Origin of the sequence: Rhizobacter koreensis (genome assembly GCF_013366375.1) — a bacterium.
Lineage (GTDB): Bacteria > Pseudomonadota > Gammaproteobacteria > Burkholderiales > Burkholderiaceae_C > Schlegelella_A > Schlegelella_A koreensis.
Genome location: NZ_JABWMJ010000003.1, coordinates 292,793 through 318,065, shown reverse-complemented (window position 1 = coordinate 318,065; position 25,273 = coordinate 292,793). Strand labels below are relative to the sequence as shown.

21 protein-coding genes are annotated in these 25,273 nt (G+C 71.5%); 5 read left to right on the top strand and 16 right to left on the bottom strand.

Annotated elements, in window-relative coordinates; translation table 11 throughout:
* Positions 1–16: 16 nt before the first annotated feature.
* The 6 genes from HQN59_RS08410 to nudB form a co-directional block, all read right to left on the bottom strand.
* Complete coding sequence (locus HQN59_RS08410; protein WP_176068058.1) at positions 17–1,183, bottom strand: ligase-associated DNA damage response exonuclease; 1,167 nt, start codon at positions 1,181–1,183, stop codon at positions 17–19.
* Positions 1,184–1,298: 115 nt separating this feature from the next.
* A complete protein-coding gene (locus HQN59_RS08405) occupies positions 1,299–1,673 on the bottom strand; it encodes a DUF995 domain-containing protein (protein ID WP_176068056.1) in 375 nt (124 codons plus the stop codon).
* Between the two features lie 208 nt (positions 1,674–1,881).
* On the bottom strand, positions 1,882–3,285 hold the full coding sequence (gene ligD, locus HQN59_RS08400; protein WP_176068054.1) for a non-homologous end-joining DNA ligase: 1,404 nt from the start codon (positions 3,283–3,285) through the stop codon (positions 1,882–1,884).
* Between the two features lie 27 nt (positions 3,286–3,312).
* Positions 3,313–4,815, bottom strand: coding sequence for a phospholipase D-like domain-containing protein (locus tag HQN59_RS08395; RefSeq protein WP_176068052.1), 1,503 nt, complete (start codon positions 4,813–4,815; stop codon positions 3,313–3,315).
* An 83-nt stretch (positions 4,816–4,898) separates the two neighbouring features.
* Entirely contained in the window at positions 4,899–5,687 is a 789-nt protein-coding gene (locus HQN59_RS08390; protein WP_176068051.1) for an endonuclease/exonuclease/phosphatase family protein, read from the bottom strand.
* 4 nt (positions 5,688–5,691) lie between these two features.
* Entirely contained in the window at positions 5,692–6,165 is a 474-nt protein-coding gene (gene nudB, locus HQN59_RS08385; protein ID WP_176068048.1) for a dihydroneopterin triphosphate diphosphatase, read from the bottom strand.
* A gap of 174 nt (positions 6,166–6,339) precedes the next feature.
* On the opposite strand from nudB, the gene HQN59_RS08380 reads away from it, so the two are divergent.
* The gene (locus HQN59_RS08380) at positions 6,340–6,810 is read left to right on the top strand and encodes a type IV pilin protein (protein WP_176068046.1); all 471 of its coding nucleotides are present in this window, start codon (positions 6,340–6,342) and stop codon (positions 6,808–6,810) included.
* 11 nt (positions 6,811–6,821) lie between these two features.
* On the top strand, positions 6,822–9,638 hold the full coding sequence (locus HQN59_RS08375) for a putative bifunctional diguanylate cyclase/phosphodiesterase (protein ID WP_176068044.1): 2,817 nt from the start codon (positions 6,822–6,824) through the stop codon (positions 9,636–9,638).
* A gap of 44 nt (positions 9,639–9,682) precedes the next feature.
* Here HQN59_RS08375 and aspS read toward each other — a convergent pair whose 3' ends face one another.
* From aspS to HQN59_RS08350, 5 genes are all read right to left on the bottom strand, one after another.
* Positions 9,683–11,473, bottom strand: coding sequence for an aspartate--tRNA ligase (gene aspS / locus HQN59_RS08370; protein ID WP_176068042.1), 1,791 nt, complete (start codon positions 11,471–11,473; stop codon positions 9,683–9,685).
* An 84-nt stretch (positions 11,474–11,557) separates the two neighbouring features.
* Positions 11,558–12,205 (bottom strand): DUF502 domain-containing protein, encoded by a 648-nt coding sequence (locus HQN59_RS08365; RefSeq protein ID WP_176068040.1) that lies wholly within the window; start codon positions 12,203–12,205, stop codon positions 11,558–11,560.
* 7 nt (positions 12,206–12,212) lie between these two features.
* Complete coding sequence (locus tag HQN59_RS08360) at positions 12,213–12,563, bottom strand: FmdB family zinc ribbon protein (protein WP_176068038.1); 351 nt, start codon at positions 12,561–12,563, stop codon at positions 12,213–12,215.
* 227 nt (positions 12,564–12,790) lie between these two features.
* Positions 12,791–14,338 carry a ubiquinone biosynthesis regulatory protein kinase UbiB gene (gene ubiB / locus HQN59_RS08355; protein WP_176068036.1) on the bottom strand — a complete coding sequence of 516 codons (1,548 nt, stop codon included), beginning with the start codon at positions 14,336–14,338 and terminating at the stop codon, positions 12,791–12,793.
* Positions 14,335–14,877: a hypothetical protein gene (locus HQN59_RS08350; protein WP_176068034.1), complete on the bottom strand. Its 543-nt coding sequence runs from the start codon at positions 14,875–14,877 to the stop codon at positions 14,335–14,337. Before HQN59_RS08350 ends, ubiB begins: the two co-directional genes overlap by 4 nt.
* A 139-nt stretch (positions 14,878–15,016) precedes the next feature.
* Between HQN59_RS08350 and galE the strand changes: the two genes are divergently transcribed.
* Both galE and rfbD read left to right on the top strand, forming a co-directional pair.
* Positions 15,017–16,051 (top strand): UDP-glucose 4-epimerase GalE, encoded by a 1,035-nt coding sequence (gene galE, locus HQN59_RS08345; RefSeq protein WP_176068032.1) that lies wholly within the window; start codon positions 15,017–15,019, stop codon positions 16,049–16,051.
* Entirely contained in the window at positions 16,048–16,944 is an 897-nt protein-coding gene (gene rfbD / locus HQN59_RS08340) for a dTDP-4-dehydrorhamnose reductase (RefSeq protein ID WP_176068030.1), read from the top strand. Before galE ends, rfbD begins: the two co-directional genes overlap by 4 nt.
* A gap of 43 nt (positions 16,945–16,987) precedes the next feature.
* Here the strand turns inward: rfbD and HQN59_RS27010 are convergent, their stop codons facing one another.
* The gene (locus tag HQN59_RS27010) at positions 16,988–17,290 is read right to left on the bottom strand and encodes a DUF1328 domain-containing protein (protein ID WP_425342698.1); all 303 of its coding nucleotides are present in this window, start codon (positions 17,288–17,290) and stop codon (positions 16,988–16,990) included.
* 152 nt (positions 17,291–17,442) lie between these two features.
* Between HQN59_RS27010 and HQN59_RS08330 the strand changes: the two genes are divergently transcribed.
* Positions 17,443–18,933, top strand: coding sequence for a protein adenylyltransferase SelO (locus HQN59_RS08330; protein ID WP_217703961.1), 1,491 nt, complete (start codon positions 17,443–17,445; stop codon positions 18,931–18,933).
* Between the two features lie 79 nt (positions 18,934–19,012).
* Here HQN59_RS08330 and HQN59_RS08325 read toward each other — a convergent pair whose 3' ends face one another.
* The 4 genes from HQN59_RS08325 to HQN59_RS08310 form a co-directional block, all read right to left on the bottom strand.
* Positions 19,013–19,882, bottom strand: a complete 870-nt coding sequence (locus HQN59_RS08325; RefSeq protein ID WP_176068028.1) for a Tim44 domain-containing protein — start codon at positions 19,880–19,882, stop codon at positions 19,013–19,015.
* Entirely contained in the window at positions 19,876–20,607 is a 732-nt protein-coding gene (ubiE, locus tag HQN59_RS08320; protein ID WP_176068026.1) for a bifunctional demethylmenaquinone methyltransferase/2-methoxy-6-polyprenyl-1,4-benzoquinol methylase UbiE, read from the bottom strand. The genes HQN59_RS08325 and ubiE overlap by 7 nt, the downstream gene beginning before the upstream one ends.
* A 58-nt stretch (positions 20,608–20,665) precedes the next feature.
* Positions 20,666–21,088 carry a gamma-butyrobetaine hydroxylase family protein gene (locus tag HQN59_RS08315; protein ID WP_176068024.1) on the bottom strand — a complete coding sequence of 141 codons (423 nt, stop codon included), beginning with the start codon at positions 21,086–21,088 and terminating at the stop codon, positions 20,666–20,668.
* Between the two features lie 125 nt (positions 21,089–21,213).
* Entirely contained in the window at positions 21,214–25,269 is a 4,056-nt protein-coding gene (locus tag HQN59_RS08310; RefSeq protein WP_176068022.1) for a DUF3683 domain-containing protein, read from the bottom strand.
* Positions 25,270–25,273: the final 4 nt, after the last annotated feature.

Sequence of the window (25,273 nt, the reverse complement as noted above, 5' to 3'; positions counted from 1 at the left end):
GGCCGGCGCGGCGCGCTCATGTGCCGGCGTCGTCGACCGGCGCGGTGTCGGCGATCGCCTCGGCGACGCGTGCCGCCGCCGCGTCCGACACCTCGACGGCGACCCGCTCGGCGGCCTCCTCGGACGCCGCGACCGCGCCGCTCGCGCCGCCCGGCAGCTCGTCGTCGTCGGCGCCGTACTCGGTCGCGAACGAACCCGCCTCGAGGCCCTGGTCGCCGAGCCAGCGCACCATCACCGCCTCGTAGCCATGGGTGACGATCACCCGGTCGGCACCGGTCGCGCCGATCGCGCGCTGCAGGCCGGGCCAGTCGGCATGGTCGCTGAGCACGAAGCCGCGGTCGACCGCGCGCCGCCGGCGCGCGCCGCGCAGCTGCATCCAGCCGCTCGCGAAGGCGTCGCTGTGCTCGCCGAAGCGGCGCGTCCACGTCGAGCCCTGCACCGATGGCGGCGCGACGATCAGCGCGCGCCGGAACAGGGCCTTGTCCTTGACCTCGGTGACGAGCGGCGTCGCCGGGATGTCGACGCCAGCGGCACGGTACGCGCGGTTGAGCGGCTCGACCGCGCCGTGCACGTAGATCGGTCCGATCGAGCGATCGACGCCCTTGAGGATGCGCTGCGCCTTGCCGAAGCTGTAGCCCATCAGGAGGCTCGCGCGACCGGCATCGGCATTCGCGCGCCACCAGGCGTCGATCGACGCGAACAGCTCGCGCTGCGCCTGCCAGCGGTAGATCGGCAGCCCGAACGTCGACTCGGTGATGAAGCAATGGCAGCGCACCGGCTCGAACGGGTCGCAGGTCGCGTTGCCTTCGGCCGGGTCGTCGCGCGAGCCGGCGACGTAGTAGTCGCCGGACGCGACCCAGACCTGGCCGCGCCACTCGAGGCGGATTTGCGCCGAACCGAGCACGTGGCCGGCCGGGTGCAGGCTGACGCGCACCCCGAAATGGTCGATGGCGTCGCCGTAGGCGAGCGTCTGCAGGTCGATCTCGCCGAGCCGGGTGCGCAGCACGCCCTCGGCCGGCGCCGCCGCCAGGTAGTGCGCGTGGCCACGCCGTGAATGGTCGGCATGCGCGTGCGTGATCACCGCGCGATCGACCGGCCGCCACGGGTCGATGTAGAAGTCGCCCGGCGGGCAGTAGAGGCCTTCCGGGCGCTGGACGACGAGGTCGGCGGGGGGCGCGGGCATCCCGCGATGCTAGGGACTTCCGGCAGAGCAGCTGGCGGCGCCGCCGAGAGCCGGCGCCCCTGCAAGGCCTTGCGGCGAGCGCGGCGCGCCCGTCCGCAAGCCGAGGGAGCTCGCGTCAGTCGAGCCCGCTCAGCGGCTGCAGGTCTTCGCCCTTGCCGTTGCCGGTCGCGTAGCCGCTGTCGGTCTTCCAGACGTGGCGGCAGTGATCCTGGGTGCGGCCCGAGGTGATCTTGATGCAGTAGCGGCCGTCGCCCTCGACGGTCCAGGTGCCGGTCGCCTCGCGCGCGTTGCCGGTCCGGTAGGTCGCGCGCCCGCCCGGCTCGAAATACACCACCGCGCCGACGCCGTTGACGTTGCGGTAGCTCAGCGTCTTGCCCGGCAGCAGTTGCTCGAGGTCGCCCTTCGCGACCTTCATCGGGTCGGCGGCATGGGCCACGCCGGCCAGCACTGCCCAACCCAGCATCGCGACGATCGAACGCACAACGGTCATCTCGGTCTCCCCGGAAAAGCGGCGCCGGTCGAAGCGCCGGAACATGAGCGCTGCCTGCGGGCCAAGAGGCGGTGGCGGCTGGCACCACGGCGCCGCGCGCGGCGGCGCTCCGAGGCAGGCTTTCACTATAGGTGCGGCTCGCGCGGCGACGATAGGGATTGCCCGGCTGCGGCGACGAGCGGCGCGGCGCTCGCAGCCGGCGACCGGTTCAGCCGGGCCGCGGCACCTGTGGCCGCAGTTCGGGCGGCACCCGCTCGAGGTTGATGCGCACCCGGTACCAGAGCGACGAGCTGCCGCGCATGCGATCGACCAGCACGTCGGCCGGCGCGAGGTGCGCGGCCGCGTCGGGGTGGCTCGCCTTCCACGCCTCGGCCGCGGCGATGGCGTCGTCCTCGCGCTCGGCGCGGGCGATCTCGATCAGCGGCACCTTGGGACGGCGCCGGCCGCTCGCCGGGGGGGACCCGGCGCCGGCCGAGCCCTCGGCGCCACGGCTCGGTGCCGGCGGCGAGGCGCGCTTGCGGCCCGGCGTCTTGCTCGCGCCCCCCGCGCCGGCCGCAGCGCTCTTTCCCTCGGCTCCCGGCGCCTCGCGCGTCTTCGCACCGGCGCTGCCCTTGCCGGTCGACGGCGGCGCGCGGCGGGGCTCGCCGGCGGCCTTGCGGTAGTGCGGCGGCCACGGCGCGTCGCCCTGCCCTTCGGCCTCGTGGCGTGCCGACAGCTCCAGCAGCGCCTCGATGGACCCTGCCGGCAGGCGGTCGATGTCGGCATGCGGATCGCCGATCGCGGCGACGCGCTTCGGCATCGTCCACAGCGTGAAGTCGGCCGGATCGCAGGCGTCGAGCTCGGCCCAGCTCACCGGCGCCGAGACCCGCGCGTCGGAGCGCGGCCGCACCGAGTACGCCGACGCGACGGTGCGATCCTTGGCGTTCTGGTTGTAGTCGATGAAGACGCCGTGGCGCTCTTCCTTCCACCACGCGCTCGTCGCAAGACTGGGCGCGCGGCGCTCGACCTCGCGGGCGAGCGCGAGCGCGGCGCGCCGCACCTGATCGAAGCTCCAGCGTCGCTCGATGCGCACCAGCACGTGCACGCCGCGCGAGCCCGACGTCTTGGGCCAGCCGACGAGGCCGAACTCGTCGAGCACCGCATGCACCACGCGCGCCACCTCGCGGATCTGCGGCCACTCGACGCCCGGGACCGGGTCGAGGTCGACGCGCAGCTCGTCGGGATGCTCGAGGTCGTCGGCACGCACCGGGTGCGGATGCAGCTCGAGGCACGCGAGGTTCGCCATCCACGCGAGGTCGGACGCGTGGCGCGGCACCACCTCGTCGGCGCTGCGGCCCGACGGAAAGCGGATCGACGCGACCTCGAGCCAGTCGGGCCGGTTCGCCGGTGCGCGTTTCTGGAAGAAGAACTCGCCGCCGATGCCGTCGGGGTGGCGCACCAGCACGCACGGGCGGCCACCGGCGCCGCGCAGCGCCCCCTCGGCGACCGCGACCATGTAGTTCACGAGGTCGATCTTGCGGACCTGGGCCTCGGCGATCAGGAGCTTGTCGGGGTGCGTGACGGCGACCGTGCGGCCGTCGATGTCGAGCGTGAGGGCGTCGTCCGCGGGCATCGTTCGATGGTACGCAGCGCGCGCCGATCAGTAGCGGTTGCGCGTCGCGAACAGCGCGATCCGCATCAGCGCGTAGGCGAGCCAGCTCAGGCCGCGCGCGTGCCACGGGCGCTTGAGGTAGGTGGCGGTCTCGACGCTCTCGCTGTGCTTCGACATCGCGTCGACGAGATGCCCGCGCAGCTCGGCGGCGAACGCGTCGTCGAGCACGAAGATGTTGGCCTCGCGCGCCAGCAGCAGGCTCAGGGGGTCGAGGTTCGACGAGCCGACGGTCGCGATCGCGACCTGGGCGCTGTCCATCACCGCCACCTTGGCGTGCAGGAAGCTCGCGCGGTACTCGATGATGCGGATGCCGGCGTCGAGCAGCGGACCGTACAGCGCGCGCGTCGTGTGGTGCTGCATGAAGTACTCGTAGCGCCCCTGCAGCAGCAGCGTGACCTTGACGCCGCGCTTGGCCGCGCGCAGCAGCGCGCGCTGCAGCGTCACCCCCGGCACGAAGTAGGCGTTGGCGATGATGATCTCGCTCCGGGCCTGCCCGATCGCGTAGCGGTAGGTGCGCTCGATGCGGCGCCGGAAGCGCAGGTTGTCGCGCAGCACGAGGGCCGCCATGACGCCTTCGGGCGGGGCCGCAGCGCCGCTCGACCGCGTCGGGTCGGCGCCAGCGGACACGCTCCGTGCGTCGCCGCTCCCGGCCGACCCGCTGCCCGCGATGCGACGGCCGGCTGCCCGTGTCGAGCCCGAACCCGCGCTGGACGACGCCGACCTCCCCGACCCGCTGCCGCGCAGCGCCTGATCGAGCGCCGGGGCGGCGCCCTCATCGGCACCGCCGTCGCCGTCCGCTCCGACCTCCGGCGGCTCGATCGGCCGCGCGATCTGCGCGTCGCTCATGTCGGCGCCGGCCTCGGCGGCCTTGCGAACCGCGTCGAGTGCGCCGGCGAAGTCGTGCGAGCGCGCCTCGCTCGCGACGTCCATGCGCAGCCAGAGCCGGGCCATGGTCTCGTGCACGTCGGCGACCAGCGGACCCTCGACGCGCACCGCGAAGTCGAAGCGCGGCTCCTGGAGCGCGCCGTGGTTCGGGTCCTCGTAGTCGTCGAGCAGGTTGATGCCGCCGCAGAAGGCGACTCGGCCGTCGACCACGCAGAGCTTGCGATGCAGGCGCCGCCAGCGCGCCGGCAGCAGCAGGCGCCAGCCGCTCGCCGGGTTGAAGGTGCGCCACTCGAGCCCGGCGTCGCGCCAGCGCGCCTGCCACTCGGCCGCGACGGCCGGGGTGCCGACGCCGTCGACGACCATGCGGACCTTGACGCCGCGCCGCGCCGCGCGCTCGAGCGCCTCGGCGACCGCGATCACGCCGCCGCTCAGCTCGAGGATGTAGGTCTCCAGCAGCACCTCGGCGCGCGCACCGTCCACCTCGCGGATCAGCGCATCGAAGAACGCCGCCGCGCCCTTGAGCAGCTGCAGGCGATGGCCCGGCCGCAGCGCACGCGTGTCGCGGCTCGCGCGCTTCTCGGCGCGCAGCCTGCGGCTGTCACGCACCGCGCGGCGCTTCGCCGTCGGGGGCGCCCCCGTTTGGCCGTTGGCGTCGCCTGGTGGGCCCGATCGATCGCCCGTCCCGTGGTTCAAACGAGTTCGAGCTCGGCGATGAGCGGAAGGTGGTCGGACATGCGCGCCCACGCGGTGCCGCGCGGCACCGCCGACGAGATGCAGCGAAAGCCGCGCACGTAGATGCGGTCCATCGAGAACACCGGAATGCGCGACGGGAACGTGTTGCAGCGCGACGGCGGATCGCCCGGCACCATCGCACGCACCAGGTCGCAGTCGGTCATCGGCACGTCGAGCTTGTCGCCCCAGTCGTTGAAGTCGCCGGCGACGACCACGGGCTCCTTCTCCGGCACCTCGCGGGCGATGAATTCCGCGAGGCGCTGGACCTGGCGCACCCGGCTCGCATGGATGAGACCGAAGTGCGCCACGATGGCGTGCACCAGGGTGCCGTTCCAGTGCACGCGCACGTGCAGCAGGCCGCGCTGCTCGAAGCGGTGGTCCGACACGTCGTGATGACCGACGTCGCCGAGCGGCCAGCGCGACAGCAGCGCGTTGCCGTGCTCGCCGTCGCGGGTGATCGCGTTGGTGCGGTACGCCACCTCGTAGCCCTCGGGCGCCAGGTACTCGGCCTGCGGCTCGCGCGGCCAGCCGCCGATGGTCTCGGGGAAGTGGCGCGCCGCCTTGCGGTTCATCCGGCGCACCTCCTGCAGGAACACCAGATCGGCGTCGAGCGCCTCGATGCCGAGCACCAGGTTGTGGATCTCGAGACGGCGCCGCGGGCCGACGCCGCGCACGCCCTTGTGGATGTTGTAGGTGGCGACCCGCAGCACGTCGATCGGGTGTTGGGTGGAATGGAACGGGCGCATCGGGTCAGCGTGAGGTGGTGGGCCGCAGGCGCGGCAGCTGGAGGATCGCCTCCGCGTTGGACGGTGAGAAGCAGGCGTCGGCCGCCGCGGCGTAGGGCAGCCAGCGGTAGCGCAGGTGCTCGCGCGGCGCGAGGGTGATCGCGACGCCCGGCGGCACGGTAAGTCCGAACACGTGCTCGAGGTTGCTCGTCACGCCCGGAGCATAGCGATGGCGCCACACCGGGTAGATCTCGTAGCGATTGCCGAGCTGCCAGTCGTGCAGGTTGGCGAGCGGCACGTCGGCCGAGCCGATCACGATGCCGGTCTCCTCGGCAACCTCGCGGACGCAGGTCTCGACCAGCGGCTCGTCGGCACGGTCCTTGGAGCCGGTGACGCTCTGCCAGAAGCCGGGGTGGTCGGCGCGCTCGAGCAGCAGCACGTCGAGGTCCGGCGTGTGGATCACGACGAGCACGGATTCGGGGATCTTGAACGGCTTCACGGACGGCGGACGGGAACTCGGTCCGCACGATAGCCGGCTCCGCAGCGGCCTGCCGAAGCAGGCGGCGCCAGCGGCATGCACCACAAACGTGCGAAACGCCGCTGCGCCGCATGGGCATGGCTACAGGTGTGCGCCGGAATGCCGATCAGGAGGGTGCACCCCGAATCCCGTTCCATGCGCCTGCCTGCCTTCATCCGCCGCCGTCTCGAGCGCGGCCTCACCGTCATCGAGCTGATGATCGTGCTGATCCTGGTCGCGGTGCTCGCGGCCATCGCGCTGCCGTCGTACGGCAAGTACCGCGACCGCATCCGCAGTGCGCAGGCGACCACCGACATCGGAACCATGTCGACGCTGATCGAGCTCTACGCGCGCGACAACCGCGAGCTGCCGGAGACGCTCGAGCAGGTCGGCCTCGCGAGCAAGCTCGACCCCTGGGGTCGCGCGTACCGCTACTACAAGATCGCGGGCAACCCGCCGGGCCCGGCGCGCAAGGACCGGCGCCTGTCGCCGATCAACAGCGACTTCGACCTCTACAGCGTCGGCCCCGACGGGGTGACGCACAAGCAGGTGAGCAACCGCGACAGCGCCGACGACATCATCCGCGGCAGCAACGGCAAGTTCGTCGGCCGCGGCGCCGACTTCTGACGACGCCCGCCTTGCGCCTCGACACGCGTTTCCTCGGCAGCCGGGTCGCCCGGCGCATCTTCTGGCTGTTCGTCCTGGCGACGCTGCTCCCGCTGGCCGTCTCGGACTGGCTGTCGACCTCGGCCATTGCCGACCTCGCGCACCAGCTGCAGAGCCGCAGCCACGCGCAGTCGACGCGGCAGACGGCGCTGCAGGTCTTCGACCGCCTGCTCGCCGCCAAGGCGACGCTCGGCGTGGTGGCGGCGATGCCGGGGCACCACGCCGACGAGAGCGCGCTCGACGCGCACACCGCGCGCGCCTTCGTCCGCGTCAGCCGTGCGGATGCGTCGGGCGGACGGCCCGACCCGCTGGTCGACGCCTGGGCGCGCGCCGACCACGGCACCCCGGGCGGGCCGCTGCCGATGCTGACCGAGCCGAGATCGCAGGAACGTTTCGAGCTTCGCACCCTGCCGGTGCCGCGCGGCGCGCCGCGCCTCCTGATGGGCGAGAGCGCCGGCGGCCGCCTGGTCGCGGTCGGCGAGCTGCGCCCCGACTACGTCTGGTCGCCACTGGCCGACGCGGTCGTCAACAGTGGCTGGCTGGTCACCGACGGGCGCGAACGGGTGCTCGCCGCGCAGGGCGACGAGGGCCTGATCCCGGCCGACCCCGCGGCCTCCCGGCCGACCGGTGCGTCGGCAGCCACCCTGCCCGCGGGCACCGTGACCACGCACCGCACGCGCCTTTTCCTGGGCGCCGAGTTCGGCGCCGGCGACTGGGTCTTCCAGCAGCAGAAGCTGGCAGCCGACGTGCTCTGGTACGGCGCGCCGCTCAACCAGTGGCTGGCCCTCGTCGCCGCAGCGACCATGCTCGCCGCGGCGCTGCTCAGCCTGCGCCAGATCCAGCGCACCCTGGTGCCGCTCGAGGCGCTCACCGCCGGCACGCGGCGCCTCGCCGCCGGCGACAGCGGCGCCCGGGTGGCGATCGCCGGCAGCGACGAGTTCGCGGTGCTCGGCGCGTCGTTCAACGCGATGGCGGTGCGGATCGAGGACCAGTTCCGCGCGCTCGAGAGCCTGGCGTCGATCGACCGCGACGTGCTGTCGGGGACGCCGATCGACGTCGTCGCCGCGCGCGTCGTCGCACAGCTCGGCGCCGCCCATCCGCGGCTCGCCGCCAGCATCGTCTGGCTCGACGACGAGGCGCCGTCCGCCCTCCATCGCGTCAGCCATGCACCCGCCGACGGATCGGTCGGGCGCAGCGTGCTGACGCTGAGCGTCGCGCAGCTCGACGCCTTCGCGAGCAGCGTCGACGATCGCTTCGGCGCACGCGCATCGGGCCTGCTGCACGGCATCGCGCCCGATGCCCACGCCGGAGACACGTGGCAGGCGCTGCTGCCGCTGCGCTGGAACGCGAGCACGCGCGCCGCGCTGATCCTCGGCGCGCCCGGCGCCCTCGACGCGGCGACGCTGAAGGCGATCGCCGAGCTGCGCGACCGCCTCGCGGTGGCGTTCTCGGCAAGCGCCCGGGTCCGCGAGATGGTCTGGCGTGCCAGCCACGACAGCCTCACCGGCCTCGCCAACCGGCACGGGCTCAACGAATTCGTCGACGCGCTGCTCGGCGGCGCCGACGCGGCGCGGCGCGCGGCGATCCTCTTCGTCGACCTCGACAACTTCAAGGATGCCAACGACAGCCTCGGCCACGAGGTCGGCGACCAGGTGCTGTGCGAAGCCGCGGCGCGCCTCGCGGATTGCGCGCCGGCCGGTGCCCTGCTCGCGCGCCAGGGCGGCGACGAGTTCGTGATCGTGCTGCCCGATGCCGACGAGCTCGCCGCCCGCACCGTCGCGGCCGGCGTGGTGAACCGGCTCGGCGCGCCGTTCGCGATCGGGCGCGAGATGCACGGCTTCGGCGCGAGCGTCGGCGTCGCGCTCGCGCCGGCGCACGGGCGGGCACGCGCCGAGCTGCTGCGCCGCGCCGACATCGCGATGTATGCGGCCAAGAGCGCCGGGCGCGGTCGCTTCGCCGTGTTCGACGATGCACTCGAGGCAGCCGCACAGCGACGCCTGCGTCTGCCGGGCGAACTGCGCCGTGCGGTCGAGAACGGCGAGCTGCGCGCGCACTACCAGCCGCGCGTGTCGGCGCTCGACGGCCGCGTGACCTCCGCCGAGGCGCTGGTGCGCTGGCAGCACCCGGAGCGCGGTCTCCTGATGCCCGACGGCTTCATCGAGCTGGCCGAGGAGTCCGACCTCATCGACGCGATCGGCTGCTTCATGCTCGACGACGCGTGCTCGCGCATGAAGGCGTGGCAGCGCCGCCACCCCGGCCTCTTGCGCGTGTCGGTCAACGTGTCGGCGCGCCAGCTGCTCTCGGGGGCGCTGCCGACGCAGGTGCGCGACACCCTCGCGCGCCATGGGCTGGACCCGGCCGCGCTCGAGCTCGAGGTGACCGAGAGCCTGCTCATCGATTCGGGCGGCGACGCGCGCGAGCAGCTCGAGGAGCTGCGCCGCATCGGCGTCTCGATCGCCCTCGACGACTTCGGCACCGGCTACTCGTCGATGGCGATGCTGCGCAACCTGCCGATCGACGTGATGAAGATCGACCGCGCCTTCGTCAAGGACCTGCACCGCGAGAGCAGCGCGCTGCCGATCACCCGCGCAATCGCGACGCTCGCGCAGGCGATGGGCCTGCACCTGGTCGCCGAAGGCGTCGAGAACGAAACCCAGGCGAGCCAGCTGCGCGGGCTCGGCTGCCACGAGTTCCAGGGCTATCTCTACAGCAGGCCGCTGGCGCCGGCGGAGTTCTCGCGCTTCTGCGCGGCGGCGACCGCGAGCGAGCTCGCGTTCAGCCACGGCTGAGGGCGGCGATCCGCTGCCCTCCCGGGCGCCCGCCGCCGGCGGCGTCAGGCCGCCGCTTGCGTGTTGCGCAGACGGATGTGCAGCTCGCGCAGCTGCTTCTCGTCGACCGCGTTCGGCGCGTTCGTCAGCAGGTCCTGCGCGCGCTGCGTCTTCGGGAACGCGATCACGTCGCGCAGCGACTCGGCGCCGGTCATCAGCATGACGAAGCGGTCGAGGCCGATCGCGATGCCGCCGTGCGGCGGTGCGCCGTACTGCAGCGCGTCGAGCAGGAAGCCGAACTTGGCCTTGGCCTCCTCGGCGTCGATCTTGAGCGCGCGGAACACCTTGCTCTGCACGTCCTCGCGGTGGATACGCACCGAACCGCCGCCGAGTTCGATGCCGTTCAGCACCATGTCGTAGGCCTTGGCGATGCAGCGGCCCGGATCGCTCTCGAGCCAGTCCTCGTGGCCGTCCTTGGGCGACGTGAACGGGTGGTGCACCGCGTTCCAGCGGCCGGCCGCTTCGTCGTGCTCGAACATCGGGAAGTCGACCACCCAGAGCGGCTCCCACTCGCCCTGCATGAGCCCGCGCGCGCGCCCGAACTCGCTGTGGCCGACCTTGACGCGCAGCGCGCCCATCGCGTCGTTGACGACCGTCGCCTTGTCGGCGCCGAAGAACAGCAGGTCGCCGTCGCTCGCGCCGCTGCGCTGCAGGATCTCGGCGATCGCCGCGTCGTGCAGGTTCTTGACGATCGGCGACTGCAGGCCCTCGCGGCCCTTGGCCACGTCGTTGACCTTGATCCAGGCCAGGCCCTTGGCGCCGTAGATCTTGACGAACTCGGTGTAGCCGTCGATCTCGCCGCGCGTCATCTCGCCGCCGCCCGGGATGCGCAGCGCGACCACGCGGCCGGTGGGGCTCTGCGCCGGGCCCGAGAACACCTTGAAGTCAACGTCGCGCATCGCGTCGGTAAGCTCGGTGAGCTCGAGCTTGACCCGCAGGTCGGGCTTGTCGGAGCCGTAGAGCCGCATCGCGTCGGCCCACTTCATGACCGGGAACGCCGGCAGCTCGACCCCGATCGCGTGCTGGAACGTGCTGCGGATCATCTCCTCGAACATCGCGCGGATCTCTTCCTCGGTGAGGAACGAGGTCTCGATGTCGATCTGCGTGAACTCGGGCTGCCGGTCGGCGCGCAGGTCCTCGTCACGGAAGCACTTGACGATCTGGTAGTAGCGGTCGAAGCCCGCCACCATGAGCAGCTGCTTGAAGAGCTGCGGGCTCTGCGGCAACGCGAAGAACTGCCCGGCGTGGACGCGGCTCGGCACCAGGTAGTCGCGCGCGCCCTCGGGCGTGCTGCGCGTCAGCATCGGCGTCTCGATGTCGATGAAGCCGTTGGCGTCGAGGAACTTGCGGATCTCCATCGCGACGCGATAGCGCAGCTTCATGTTGCGCTGCATCGCCGGGCGGCGCAGGTCGAGGACGCGGTGCGTGAGGCGCGTCGTCTCCGAAAGGTTCTCCTCGTCGAGCTGGAACGGCGGCGTCACGCTCGGGTTCAGCACCTCGAGGCTGTGGCACAGCACCTCGACCTTGCCGCTCGTGAGGTTGGTGTTCTCGGTCCCGGCCGGGCGTGCGCGCACGCGGCCCTCGACCTTCAGGCAGAACTCGTTGCGAATCCCTTCGGCGACCGCGAAGGTCTCGGCACGATCGGGGTCGCACACGATCTGCACCATGCCTTCGCGGTCGCGCAGGTCGATGAAGATCACGCCGCCGTGGTCGCGCCGGCGATGCGCCCAGCCCATCAGGGTGACGGTCTGGTCCATCAGCGCCTCGCTGACGAGGCCGCAATACGTTGTTCTCATGTTGGCTCCGAAATCGGGGTCAGGCCGCGACGCCAGGCGCTCGCGACGATGGCGCCGCCAGGCGGCGCACCCGCGGCGCGGCGCTTAGCGGCGCACGGCAGCGGGGCCGCGCGAACGCGGCAGCGACGGTGCGACGACACCCATCGAGATCACGTACTTCAGCGCGTCGTCGACCGACATCTGCAGCGCGATCACGTCGGCACGCGACACCATCAGGAAAAAGCCGGACGTCGGGTTCGGCGTCGTCGGCACGTACACGCTGAGGTAGTCGCCGCTCAGGTGCTCGGCGGCCTCGCCGCCGGGCTTGCCGGTGACGAACGCGATGGTCCAGGCGCCCGGCCGCGGGTACTCGACCAGCACCGCCTCGCGGAACGCGTTGCCGCTCGACGAGAACAGGGTGTCCGACACCTGCTTCACCGAGCTGTAGATCTGCTTGACGATCGGGATCTTGTTGAGCAGCCGGTGCCCCTTGCGGAGCGCCCACTGGCCGACCATGTTGGTCGCGAACATGCCGGTGAGCAGCAGACCCAGCAGCATCACCACGACGCCGAGGCCCGGGATGCGGCGCAGCGTCGCGATCGTCGAATGTGCGGCCGCCGGCACCACGATCTGGGTGCTGTCGAGCAGCCACACGAACATGCCGTCCAGGAGGCCGAGCACCGCCTGCAGCACGAAGATCGTGACCGCGAGCGGCAACCACACCAGCAGCCCGGCGATGAGGTATCGCTTCACCCGGCGCCTAGGTGTTCGGCTTGGCCGGCGGCGCGGCAGCGGGCGCGGGGCTGGCCGCCGGCGTGCTCGCCGGCTCGGCCTTGCTCTCGGACGCCGTGCTCGCGGGCGCCGGTTCGGCGGGCTTGCCGGCATCGCCGCCGTCGGACTTCGGCGCGCCGGCATCGGGCTTCTTGGGGCCGTCGCGGAAGTCGGTGACGTACCAGCCCGAGCCCTTGAGCTGGAACCCGGCCGCCGTCACCTGCTTCTGGTAGGTCGCCGCGCCGCACGCGGGGCAGACCGTGAGAACCGGGTCGGACATCTTCTGCAGCACATCCTGCGCGTGCCCGCACGACGCGCAGCGGTATGCGTAGATCGGCATTCGAGATACCTGGTTGGAAATTCGGGAAACCCGACAGTATATCCCGCGCCTTCGCGGCTCCCGACAGGCGGTCCGGTCGTCGACGCGAAGACCGCGCGCCGCAGCGGACATGCCGGCGCACCCGCATCGCCATGCACGTCGCGCGCCGTCCTCACGAGATCCGCGCGCCACGCGGCGGCCGCCGCTTCATCGACGATGCGCGCCGCGAGCGCGCCGGTGCGGCCGCCTCAGTGCCAGCGCTGCAGCACCACCATCGCGATGAGGCCGAGCACGAAGCCGAGCGCGATGTAGATCGCCGCCTGCAGCAGACGGTTGGTGCGCTGCTGCTCGATCAGCAAAGCCTCGAGCACCCGCTGGCTGTGCGAGGTGCGCGGCTGCAGCGCGCCGTGCAGGAGGCGCGGCAGCTCGGGGATCAGCTGCACGTAACGCGGCGCCTCGCGCTTGAGGTTCTCCACGAAGCCGCGCCAGCCGACCTGCTCGTTCATCCAGCGTTCGAGGAACGGCTTGGCGGTGCTCCAGAGGTCGAGCTCGGGGTCGAGATCGCGGCCGAGCCCTTCGACGTTGAGCAGCGTCTTCTGCAGCAGCACGAGCTGCGGCTGGATCTCGACGTTGAAGCGGCGCGAGGTCTGAAACAGCCTGAGCAGCACCTGCCCGAGCGAGATGTCCTTGAGCGGCCGGTCGAACTGCGGCTCGCAGACCGCGCGGATCGCGCCTTCGAGCTCGTCGATGCGGGTCGCCGGCGGCACCCAGCCGCTCTCGACGTGCAGCTCGGCGACGCGCTTGTAGTCGCGCCGGAAGAACGCGATGAAGTTCTGCGCGAGGTAGTCCTTGTCGAACTCGGTCAGCGTGCCGACGATGCCGAAGTCGAGCGCGATGTAGCGCCCGAACGTCTCCGGATCGATGGAGACCTGGATGTTCCCCGGGTGCATGTCGGCATGGAAGAAGCCATCGCGGAACACCTGGGTGAAGAAGATGGTGACCCCGTCGCGTGCCAGCTTCGGAATGTCGACGCCTGCGTCGCGCAGGCGCTGCACCTGGCTGATCGGAACGCCCTTCATGCGCTCCATCACGATCACGTCCTTGGCGCAGAGCGCCCACTCCATCTGCGGCACCATGATGAGGTCGATGCCTTCCATGTTGCGGCGCAGCTGGGCGGCATTCGCCGCCTCGCGGATGAGGTCGAGCTCGTCGTGCAGGTAGTTGTCGAACTCGGCGACCACCTCGCGCGGCTTGAGCCGCTTGGCGTCGGCCGAGGCGCGCTCGATCCAGCGCGCGAGCTGGCGCATCAGCGCGATGTCGTCGTCGATCGCGGCGAGCATGCCCGGCCGCAGCACCTTGACCGCGACCTCGCGACCGTCGTTGAGCACCGCGAAGTGCACCTGTGCGATCGATGCGCTCGCCACCGGCTCGGCGTCGAAGCTCGCGAACAACCTCTCGAGCGGATGGCCGAACGCGCGCTCGACGATCATCCGGGCGACCTGGGCCGGGAACGGCGGCACCCGGTCCTGCAGCTTGGCGAGCTCCACGACGATGTCGGGCGGCACCAGGTCGCGCCGGGTCGACAGCACCTGGCCGAACTTGACGAAGATCGGCCCCAGCCGCTCGAGGGCGAGCCGCAGCCGCACGCCGCGCGGCAGGTCGAGCCGGCGCCCGGTCGTGATGACGCGGCTCAGCAGCCTGATCCACGGATGGCGAAAGCCCGAGAGCGCGAGCTCGTCGAGCCCGAAACGCAGTACCGTGATCCAGATGAAGGCGAGTCGGGCGACGTGCCTCATCGCACGGGCGGTCCGCCGGGCTCGCCGAACGGGCCGCTGCCGCCGAAGGTCTGCGCGAGCCTGCGCAGGGCCGCACCGAAGCCCGAGGCGAGCCGCCCGAGCTGGCGCGCCGGCACGTCGCCGATGAGGCGGGCGACATCGTCCTCGATGTCCCAGCGCAGGTTATCGAACAGCCAGTTCACGTCGGCCGCGAACGCAGCGTCGCCGGCGATCGTGATCGTCGGCCGCGCGCCGCCGAGCGCGCGCAGCGCGGCGAGCGCCGGGTTCGACGCGTCGATGCTGACCACCAGATCGTCGACGCCGCCGAGCGACTCGTCGTCGGTCCATTCGAGCAGCCCGGCAGGCGTGACGCGGAACACCGTGGTCGGCAGCGGCGGCAGCAGGCGCGGCCAGCCTTCGAAGCGGAAGCGGATGCTGCGCCCCGCGTGCGGCCGCAGACGCTCGCAGGCGACCGGCTCGGCGCCGACGACGTGGTTGATCATCAGCACCAGGCGCTCCATCACGGAGCGAGCCGCGAGGGCTCTTGCAGCGTCGAACATCGAACGATTGTAGGCACGTGCCCTGCCCGGCAGCCTCGCCACGGCGCGCGCGGCGCGCCCTGGCGGCTTCGCCATTCGCGGGCTGCCGCGACGCGCGGCGAACCGTGCGCGCGGCCCGATCGCCCACAATCCAGCCCCCATGACCGCACCCCTCATCCTGCTGACCGGCGCGACCGGCTACATCGCTTCGCACACCTGGCTCGCGCTCGAAGCGGCCGGCATGCGCGTCGTCGGCATCGACAACTTCGCCAACAGCTCGGCCCTCGTGCTCGAGCGCCTGCGCCAGCTCGGCGCGGACGTGTCGCGTTTCGAGCAGGCCGACGTGCGCGATGCCGGCGCGCTCGACCGCGTGTTCGAGCGCCATCCGATCGACGCGGTGGTGCACTTCGCCGCGCTGAAGGCAGTGGGCGAGAGCACCGCGCAGCCGCTCGCCTACTACGCCAACAACGTCGGCGGCCTCATCACGCTGCTCGAGACGATGCAGCGCCACGCCTGCCGCCGCATCGTGTTCAGCTCGAGCGCGACGGTCTACGGCAAGCCGGAGCGGCTGCCGATCCGCGAGGACTCGGCGCTCTCGACGACCAGCCCCTACGGCGCGACCAAGCTGATCGGCGAGAACCTGCTGCGCGACCTGCTCAAGGCCGAGCCGAGCTGGAGTGCGGCCCTCTTGCGCTACTTCAACCCGGTCGGCGCGCACGAGAGCGGCCTCATCGGCGAGGACCCGCGCGGCACCCCGAACAACCTGATGCCGTACGTGACGCAGGTCGCCGTCGGCAAGCGCCCAGCCCTGCAGGTGTTCGGCAGCGACTACGACACCCCGGACGGCACCGGCGTGCGCGACTACCTGCACGTGCAGGACCTCGCCGAAGGCCACGCGGCGGCGCTGAGCTACCTGCTGGCCGGCAAGGGTTCGCTCACCGTCAACCTGGGCACCGGCAACGGCGTCAGCGTGCTCGAGCTGGTGCGCGCGTTCGAGCGCGCGAGCGGCCGGCCGATCCCGTACCAGCTGGTCGCGCGGCGGCCGGGCGACGTCGATTCCTGCTACGCCGACCCGTCGCTGGCGCACGAGCTGCTCGGCTGGCGCGCGCGCCGCGACGTCGATGCCATGTGCGCCGACAGCTGGCGCTGGCAGAGCATGAATCCGAACGGCTACGCCGGCGAGGCGGGCCGATGAAGGTCCTGCTGTTCGGCCGGAATGGCCAGGTCGGCTGGGAACTGCAGCGCGCGCTGATGCCGCTCGGCGAGGTGGTCGCGCTCGGCTCCGCGGATCGCGAGCCGCTGAACGGCAATTTCGATGAACCCGAAGCGCTCGCCGCCACCGTGCGAGCGGTGCGGCCGGACGTGATCGTCAACGCCGCGGCGCACACCGCGGTGGACCGCTGCGAGAGCGAGCCCGCGCGCGCCGAGACGCTGAACGGGACCGCCCCCGGCGTGCTCGCGCGCGAAGCCGCCGTGCTGGGCGCCTGGGTGGTCCATTACAGCACCGACTACGTGTTCGACGGCAGCGGCGACACGCCCCGCGACGAGGACGCGCCGACCGCGCCGCTCAACGTGTATGGCCGGACCAAGCTCGCAGGCGAGGAAGCGATCCGCGCCAGCGGGTGCCGGCACCTGATCCTGCGCACGAGCTGGGTCTACGCGGCGCGCGGCGGCAACTTCGCCAAGACCATGCTCAGGCTCGCGGCCGAGCGCGACCGCCTGACGGTCATCGACGACCAGGTTGGCGCGCCGACCGGCGCCGAGCTGATCGCCGACGCCACCGCGCATGCGGTGCGCAGCGCGTCGCAACGCCCCGAGGTCTCGGGCACCTATCACCTGGTCGCGGGCGGCCAGACCACCTGGCACGGCTACGCCTGCCACGTGATCGAGCGCGCGCGCGCCGCCGGCCGGCCGATCAAGGTGGCGCCGGAGGCGATTCAGCCGGTCCCGACCAGCGCGTTCCCGACGCCGGCGCTGCGGCCGCTCAACTCGCGGCTCGACACCAGGCGCTTTCAGCGCACGTTCGGGCTCGTGCTGCCGCCGTGGCGGCTCGGCGTCGACCGCATGCTGGCCGAGATCCTCGGCTGAGCTGCCGGCACGCGGCCTGCGAAGAGCCGCGGCCGGCGCGGCGTCAGAACACCAGTGTTCCGAGGAAGACGCCGAACACCAGCACGATCAGGAAGATGATCAGTGCGATGAAGAACAGCACCTTCGCGATCGAGCGCGTGCCGGAGGCCACGCCCGTGAAGCCGAAGAAGCCGGCGATCAGCGAGATCACGAAGAAGATGATGGCCCACTTGAGCATGACGGTCCCCCCCTGTTGTTGACGATGCCGGCTGACCAGGCCGGGTCGTGTGTCGGCGATCCCGGCTGACGACGCCGGATCGAACCGCTCGCGCGCCGGGCGCGAACGAACGGGCGCGGTCGTGACCACGCCTTCGCACCCACAGCAACCGGCGTACCTTCGCCCCGAAGCGACATGCGCAGACGCCTCGCGGCGGCAGGCACATGGCCTGCCGATCGCCTTGCGCGAGCGTTGGCGTGACCGGCGCGCGAGACTCGCGCGATCCGCTCTCGAACTGACCCATGGCTGCAATCTCGATTCCGTTCGACAACACCTACGCCCGCGAGCTCGCGGGCTTCTCGGTGCCGTGGCGCCCGGCGAGCGTGCCGGCACCGCGGCTGCTCTTCCTGAACGAGGCGCTCGCCGAGGAGCTCGGGCTCGACGTCGACGCGCTCAGAGGCGAGGCCGGCGCCGCCCTCTTCGCCGGCAACGCGGTGCCCGAAGGCGCGGAGCCGGTGGCGCAGGCGTACGCCGGTCACCAGTTCGGCGGCTTCTCGCCGCAGCTCGGCGACGGCCGCGCGGTGCTGCTCGGCGAGGTGATCGACCGCAACGGTCGGCGCCGCGACATCGCGTTCAAAGGCTCGGGTCGAACCCCGTTCTCGCGCGGGGGCGACGGCAAGGCCGCGGTCGGACCGATGCTGCGCGAGGTGCTGATCGGCGAGGCGATGCACGCGCTCGGCATCCCGACCACGCGCGCGCTCGCGGTCGCGGCGACCGGCGAACCGGTGTTCCGCGAGGAGGCGCTGCCGGGCGCGGTGCTGACGCGCGTTGCCGCCAGTCACATCCGCGTCGGCACGTTCCAGTTCTTCGCCGCGCGCGGCGACGACGAGCGCGTGCAGCAGCTCGCCGACTACACCATCGCGCGCCACGACCCGGCGCTCGTCGACGTGCCCGACCGCTACCTGCGCCTCCTCGAGAACGCGGCCGAGCGCCAGGCCGCGCTGATCGCGCAATGGATGAACGTCGGCTTCATCCACGGCGTGATGAACACCGACAACATGACGCTGTCGGGCGAGACGATCGACTACGGTCCGTGCGCCTTCGTCGAAGCCTACGACCCGCGCGCGGTGTTCAGCTCGATCGACCAGCGCGGCCGCTACGCGTTCGGCAACCAGCCGTCGATCGCGCAGTGGAACCTGGCGCGCCTGGCGGAAACGCTGCTGCCGCTGATCGCCGAAGATCCCGAGCGCGCCGCCGAGCAGGCGACCGCGGTGCTGGAACGCTTTCCGGCGGCCTACCAGCGCCACCTGCTCGAAGGCCAGCGCGCCAAGCTCGGTCTCACGGCCGGCGGCGACGACGACGGCGACGCCCAGCTCGCCGACGACTGGCTCGAGCTGCTGCGCGCCGGCCACGTCGACTTCACGCTGGCGTGGCGACGTCTTGCCGACGCCGCCGCCGGCGACGAGGCGCCGCTGCGGGCCCTGTTCGAGAACGCGCCGTCACCCGACGCCTGGCTGGCACGCTGGCGCGAGCGCTGCGCGCGCGACGCTTCGGGTCTCGACGCGGCCGAGCGCGCCGCGCGCATGCGCCGCGTCAACCCGCTCGTGATCCCGCGCAACCACCGGGTCGAGGAAGCCTTGGCGGCCGCGTCGGCCGACGACGATCTGGCGCCGTTCGAAAGCCTGCTGGCGGCGCTGCGCCGCCCGTACGACGCCATGCCCGAACACGCGCGCGATGCGGAGCCCGCGCCGGCGGCGGTAACCGCGTGCTACCGGACCTTCTGCGGCACCTGAGAAGAGCCCTGCGTCGTGGCCGCCGCGAAGCTGGGCGGCGTCCGCCGGGCAACTCCGCGAAGGCGTCGGTCTCGAACGCTTACAGGAGCGCCTGCTGACGCGCGAGGCGCCAGACGCCGGCGTCGTCCTTGAGCGCGGCGAGCAGCCAGAGCTCGCGGAACGGCACCGCGCCTTCGTGCGCGCATTCGCGGATGAGGCCGGAGAACTCGACGCCGGCGAGGTAGGCGGTGCCGACTTCCTCGATGCCGAGCAGCTCGACATCGAGCTTGAGCACCTCGGTGCGGTTCGGCGCCTCGCCGCGTGCGTCGAGCAGCCCGAGCAGCTCCTCGAGCATCGGCGGGGTCGTCAGCTCGCGCAGGGCAGCGACGTCGCGGCGATCCCACGCGGCCTGCAGGCCGATGAAACGGGCGCGCGCCGCGGCGAGGACCTCCGCGCGATCGACGCCGGCAGGGCATTCGGACGTGCGGGGCGCGAGATCGGGAGCGGCGACCGGAGCGCGCGGCACGCGCTCGGCGATCGTTTCGGATGCGCCGCCGAGCGCGAGCAGGCGGCTGCGTCGGCCGCGCGCCGCATGGCGCCAGCCCAGCCCGGCGACCATGACGCCGCCGAGCGTCGCCGCGATGACGTCGGTCTCCATCGACGGCAGGGCGCTGTCGACCAGCATCGCCCAGAGGGCGAGCGCGAAGCCGACGGTGGTCGCGATGCTGATGCCGGTAAGGCTCGCCGCACCCGCGGGCCCGGCCATGAAGAGCAGCGGCGCGGCGACGCCGACAAGGGTGCGGCGCTTCCACGGTCGTGGCGCAGCGGCGTCGCGCGCGCGCGCGCGGCGCGGCAGCCGCGTGCGGCGTGCCAGGCTCTCGGCGAGCGTGCGGCCCGCGCCGCGCGCCGCGGCGGCCGACGCCGTTGCCGAACCGACGCCGCGACCAAGTGCGCTGCGCAGCTTCAGCACTTGATGCCCACGTGCAGCGCGACCACGCCGGCGCTGAGGTTGTGGACGTCGACGTGGCCGAATCCGGCCGACTTCATCATCGACTTCAGCTCGGCCTGACCGGGGTGCATGCGGATCGACTCGGCGAGGTAACGGTAGCTGTCGCCATCGCGCGCGACCCATTGCCCGATGCGCGGCAGCACGTTGAACGAGTACCAGTCGTAGGCCTTCTCGAGCGGCTTGGCAACCTTCGAGAACTCGAGCACCAGGAGGCGCCCGCCCGGCTTGAGCACGCGGTTCATCGAGGCCAGCGCGCTGTCCTTGTGCGTCATGTTGCGCAGGCCGAATGCCACGCTGACGAGGTCGAAGGTCTCGTTCGCGAACGGCAGCCGCTCGGCGTCGCAGATCAGCGTCGGCAGCACGACGCCGGCATCGATGAGGCGGTCGCGGCCCTGGCGCAGCATGGCCTCGTTGATGTCGGTGTGGACCACCATCCCGCTCGATCCGACCCGCTTGGCGAACGAGCGCGCCAGGTCGCCGGTGCCGCCCGCGACGTCGAGCACGCGATCGCCTGCGCGCAGATTGGCGACCGCGACGGTGTAAGCCTTCCACGCGCGATGCAACCCCAGCGACATGAGGTCGTTCATCAGGTCGTACTTGGGTGCGACCGAATCGAACACGCCGCGCACGCGGCGCGCCTTCTGGGTCTCGTCGACCTTCTGGAAACCGAAGTGGGTCTCGCTCATCGGCCCAGCTTTCGCGGTGCGCGTTTCGGCATGAGCGACTGGGGGAAGCCCGGCACGCTCATGCCGCGACCCCGTGGCTGCCGCAGGCGTGGCCCTGCGCGGCCGCGCTCATCGGTGCGTCGCGGCTGACCCCGGCCTCGGCGAGGCGCTCCTCGTAGCGCCGCCAGAGCTCGTCCTGCTCGCGGCCGAGCCTGTGCAGGTACTCCCACGTGAAGAGCCCGGTGCTGTGCCCGTCGCTGAAGGTCGGCTGGATCGCGTAGTTGCCGACCTGCTGCAGGTCGGTCACGACGACGTCGCGCTTGCCGGTCTGCAGCACCTCCTGGCCGGGGCCGTGGCCCTGGACCTCGGCCGACGGCGAATAGATGCGCATCAGCTCGAACGGAATGCGGTAGGTGGCGCCGTCATCGAACCCCACCTCGAGAACCCGCGACCGCTGGTGCACGGTGATCGCTGTCGGCTGAGGGCTTCGTGCAGGCGGCATGGCCACGGAGGGGCTGTTGAGTGGAGGCGCAGTGTAGCCAAGGCCCCTCCCCCAAGCGCCTGTGTGGGATAGCGCTCGCGAGGCCACGTGCGGGCATGCCGCGCGGGCCGCGCCAACGCCGAGCCTCAGACCAGCACGCGCTCGATACCGCCGTCGTTGGCGCGCGCGACGAAGCTCTTCATCCAGTCGTCGCCGAGGATGCGGTTGGCCATCTCGACCACGATGTAGTCGGCCTCGAGAAGGCCGTTCTGCAGGTCGCCCTGGTAGCGCGACAAGCCCTGCAGGCAGCTCGGGCACGACGTCAGGATCTTGAGGTTGCCCTTGTCCGCGACCGGATCGACGCGACCTTCGGCCGCCGCCTTCGCGGCGACCATGCCGCGCAGCGCGACCTCGTCGCGGCGCAGCGACTCTTCCTTGCTGAAGCGCACCTGCGTCGCGATGTCGGGACGGTTGATGCCGAACGTGCCGCTCTCGCCGCAGCAGCGGTCGCTCTTCCTCACGGTGTCGCCCACCAGCGCCTTCACCGTCTTCATCGGGTCCTGCAGCTTCATCGGGCTGTGGCAGGGGTCGTGAAACAGATAACCCGCATCGGCGCCGCTCTGCGCATCGAGCCGGATGCCCTTCTCGAGCAGGAACTCGTGGATGTCGACGATGCGCGAGCCGGGGAAGATCTTGTCGAACTCGTAGCCCTGGAGCTGGTCGTAGCAGGTGCCGCAGCTCACCACCACCGTCTTGATGTCGAGGTAGTTCAGCGTGTTGGCGACGCGATGGAACAGCACCCGGTTGTCGGTGATGATCTTCTCGGCCTTGTCGTACTGGCCCGAGCCGCGCTGCGGATAGCCGCAGCACAGGTAGCCCGGCGGCAGCACGGTCTGCACGCCGGCGTGCCAGAGCATCGCCTGCGTGGCCAGGCCCACCTGCGAGAACAGGCGCTCCGAACCGCAGCCGGGGAAGTAGAACACCGCCTCCGCGTCGACCGCGGAGCCTGGGTCGCGGATGATCGGGACGTAGTTCTTGTCTTCGATGTCGAGCAGCGCGCGCGCGGTGCGCTTGGGCAGCCCGCCCGGCATCTTCTTGTTGACGAAGTGGATCACCTCTTCCTTGAGCGGCGGATCCCCGGTCGTCGACGGCGGCGCGGCGGTCTGCCGGTTGGCGAGGCCGCGCAGCAGGTTGTTCGCGGCACGCTGCGCGTTGAAGCCAATGTCGACCATGCCGGCGCGCATCACCTTGATGGTCTGCGGGCTGGTCGCGTTGAGGAACATCATCGCCGCCGCGCTCGCGGGCCGCGTCGTCTTCTGCCCCATCTTGCGCAGCAGGTTGCGCATGTTCATCGACACGTCGCCGAAGTCGATGTCGACGGGGCACGGCGACTTGCACTTGTGGCACACCGTGCAGTGGTCGGAGACGTCCTCGAACTCCTCCCAGTGCTTGATCGAGATGCCCCGCCGCGTCTGCTCCTCGTAGAGGAACGCCTCGACCAGCAGCGAGGTCGCGAGGATCTTGTTGCGCGGGCTGTACAGCAGGTTGGCGCGCGGCACGTGGGTCGCGCACGCCGGCTTGCACTTGCCGCAGCGCAGGCAGTCCTTGATCGAGTTCGCGATCTCGCCGATGTCGCTCTGCTGCATGATCAGCGACTCGTGGCCCATGAGGCCGAAGCTCGGCGTGTACGCGTTCGTCAGGTCGGCCTTGAGCACGGTGCCGTCGAACGCGGCGTCGCGCAGCAGCTTGCCCTTGTTGAAGCGGCCTTCCGGGTCGATGCGCAGCTTGTAGGCGGTGAAGTCGGCAGTCTCGTGCGCCGCCAGGAACTCGAGCTTGGTCAGACCGATGCCGTGCTCGCCCGAGATCACGCCGTCGAGGCTGCGCGCCAGCGCCATGATGCGCACCACCGCGTCGTGCGCGGTCTGCAGCATGGCGTAGTTGTCGCTGTTGACCGGGATGTTGGTGTGCACGTTGCCGTCGCCGGCATGCATGTGCAGGGCCACCCAGACGCGGCCGCGCAGCACCTCGCCGTGGATGCGCTGGCACTCGTCGACGATCGGGCTGAGCGCCTGGCCGGCGAAGATCTCGCGCAGGCGCGCGCGAATCTCGATCTTCCACGAGGCGCGCCAGGTGTGGTCCTGCAGCAGCTGGAACGTGGTGCGCTGCTCGCCCTGGGGGACGCGATCGAGGTTCGCTAGCCAGCCGCGCCAGCGCTCGCCGACCTCGCGCAGCAGCGCGAGCGCCTGCTGCACCCGGTCTTCCAGCAGCTCGGCCGAGGCGACCGCGTCGGCATCGTCGCTCTTGCCAAGGGGCAGCCGGCCTTTCTCGAAGAACGCGGTCAGCGCGTCGGCCAGCGCCAGCTTGTTGGCGAGGCTGAGCTCGATGTTGATGCGCTCGATGCCCTCGGTGTACTCGCCCATCCGCGGCAGCGGGATGACGACGTCCTCGTTGATCTTGAACGCGTTGGTGTGCTTGCTGATCGCCGCGGTGCGCTTGCGATCGAGCCAGAACTTCTTGCGCGCCTCCGGGCTCACGGCCACGAAGCCTTCGCCGGCGCGCCCGTTGGCCAGCCGCACGACCTCGCTGGTGACGCGCGCGACCGCATCGGGGTCGTCGCCGACGATGTCGCCGATCAGCACCATCTTCGGCAGCACCTGCGAAACGCGCGCCGGGCTGTCGCGCGAGCCGTGCTTGCCGCCGCGTCCGCCTGCTTCGCGGTCGCTCGGCTCGCGCGGCAGCGCGCCTTCGGGCGCCGCGGCGGCGCCGCGCTTGCTCTTGGTGGCGTAGCCGACCGCCTTGAGGTACCGATCGTCCAGGTGCTCGAGACCGGCCAGGAACACCGGCGGGTCGGCCTTCGCGGCCGCGAACATGAAGTCCTTGATGTCGACGATCGACGGCACCGCGTCCTTCGGGTTGCCGAAGAACTCGAGGCACACGGTGCGCGTGTGCCCGGGCATGCGGTGCACGATCCAGCGCGCCGACGTGATGAGGCCGTCGCAGCCTTCCTTCTGGATGCCCGGGAGGCCTGCGAGGAACTTGTCGGTGACGTCCTTGCCGAGGCCTTCCTTGCGGAAGGTCGCGCCCGGGATGTCGAGGCGCTCGGTGCGCTCGAGGTGCCTGCCGCTGGCGTCGAAATAGCGCAGCTCGAAGCTCGCGACGGGCGCGTCGTGGATCTTGCCGAGGTTGTGGTCGAGGCGGACCACCTCGAGCCACTTCGCGTCGGGCGTGACCATGCGCCATGACGCCAGGTTGTCGAGCGCGGTGCCCCACAGCACGGCCTTCTTGCCGCCCGCGTTCATCGCGATGTTGCCGCCGATGCACGACGCCTCGGCCGACGTCGGGTCGACCGCGAACACGAAGCCCGCCCGGTCGGCCGCATCGGCGACGCGCTGGGTGACCACGCCCGCCTCGGTCCAGACCGTCGCGACCGGCTCGGCGACGCCGGGCAGGCGCACCATCTCGACCTCGGTCATCGCCTCGAGCTTCTCGGTGTTGATGACCGCCGACAATGCCGTCAGCGGGATCGCGCCACCGGTGTAGCCGGTGCCGCCGCCGCGCGGGATGATCGTGAGGCCGAGCTCGATGCAGGCCGCGACCATGGCGGCCATCTCGGCCTCGGTATCGGGCAGCAGCACGACGAACGGGTATTCGACGCGCCAGTCGGTGGCGTCGGTCACGTGCGTGACGCGCGCGAAGCCGTCGAAGCGGATGTTGTCCTTGGCGGTGACGCGGCCGAGCAGCTTGACGGTGCGCTTGCGCAGCGCGGCGACCTCGTCGAACTGCTCGCCGAACGCGCTGACCGCCTTGCGCGCCATCTGCAGCAGTTCCTCGACGGCGCGGTCGCGGTCGGCGTCGGCCGCGGGCGTGCGCCGCTTGTCAATCTCGGCCAGCCGGTGGCACAGCGCATCGACGAGCAGCTTTCGGCGCTTGGGGTTGTCGAGCAGGTCGTCCTGCAGGTAGGGGTTGCGCTGGACCACCCAGATGTCGCCCAGCACCTCGTACAGCATGCGCGCCGAGCGGCCGGTCTGGCGCTCGCTGCGCAGCATCGACAGCAGCTCCCAGGCGCGCGCGCCCAGCAGCCGGATCACGATCTCGCGATCCGAGAACGACGTGTAGTTGTAGGGAATCTCGCGCAGGCGCGGAGCCGGGTCGCCGGCACCTGCCGCAGCGGCTAGCCGGGACAGCTGGATGGGTGCGTTCATGGGG

Bases quoted from the DNA above. Each gene is read 5' to 3' on its own strand.
- HQN59_RS08410 (WP_176068058.1), bottom strand. From the start codon at position 1,183: ATGCCCGCGCCCCCCGCCGACCTCGTCGTCCAGCGCCCGGAAGGCCTC.
- HQN59_RS08405 (WP_176068056.1), bottom strand. From the start codon at position 1,673: ATGACCGTTGTGCGTTCGATCGTCGCGATGCTGGGTTGGGCAGTGCTG.
- ligD (WP_176068054.1), bottom strand. From the start codon at position 3,285: ATGCCCGCGGACGACGCCCTCACGCTCGACATCGACGGCCGCACGGTC.
- HQN59_RS08390 (WP_176068051.1), bottom strand. From the start codon at position 5,687: ATGCGCCCGTTCCATTCCACCCAACACCCGATCGACGTGCTGCGGGTC.
- HQN59_RS08380 (WP_176068046.1), top strand. From the start codon at position 6,340: ATGCGCCTGCCTGCCTTCATCCGCCGCCGTCTCGAGCGCGGCCTCACC.
- aspS (WP_176068042.1), bottom strand. From the start codon at position 11,473: ATGAGAACAACGTATTGCGGCCTCGTCAGCGAGGCGCTGATGGACCAG.
- HQN59_RS08360 (WP_176068038.1), bottom strand. From the start codon at position 12,563: ATGCCGATCTACGCATACCGCTGCGCGTCGTGCGGGCACGCGCAGGAT.
- ubiB (WP_176068036.1), bottom strand. From the start codon at position 14,338: ATGAGGCACGTCGCCCGACTCGCCTTCATCTGGATCACGGTACTGCGT.
- HQN59_RS08350 (WP_176068034.1), bottom strand. From the start codon at position 14,877: ATGTTCGACGCTGCAAGAGCCCTCGCGGCTCGCTCCGTGATGGAGCGC.
- galE (WP_176068032.1), top strand. From the start codon at position 15,017: ATGACCGCACCCCTCATCCTGCTGACCGGCGCGACCGGCTACATCGCT.
- rfbD (WP_176068030.1), top strand. From the start codon at position 16,048: ATGAAGGTCCTGCTGTTCGGCCGGAATGGCCAGGTCGGCTGGGAACTG.
- HQN59_RS08330 (WP_217703961.1), top strand. From the start codon at position 17,443: ATGGCTGCAATCTCGATTCCGTTCGACAACACCTACGCCCGCGAGCTC.
- ubiE (WP_176068026.1), bottom strand. From the start codon at position 20,607: ATGAGCGAGACCCACTTCGGTTTCCAGAAGGTCGACGAGACCCAGAAG.
- HQN59_RS08315 (WP_176068024.1), bottom strand. From the start codon at position 21,088: ATGCCGCCTGCACGAAGCCCTCAGCCGACAGCGATCACCGTGCACCAG.
- HQN59_RS08310 (WP_176068022.1), bottom strand. From the start codon at position 25,269: ATGAACGCACCCATCCAGCTGTCCCGGCTAGCCGCTGCGGCAGGTGCC.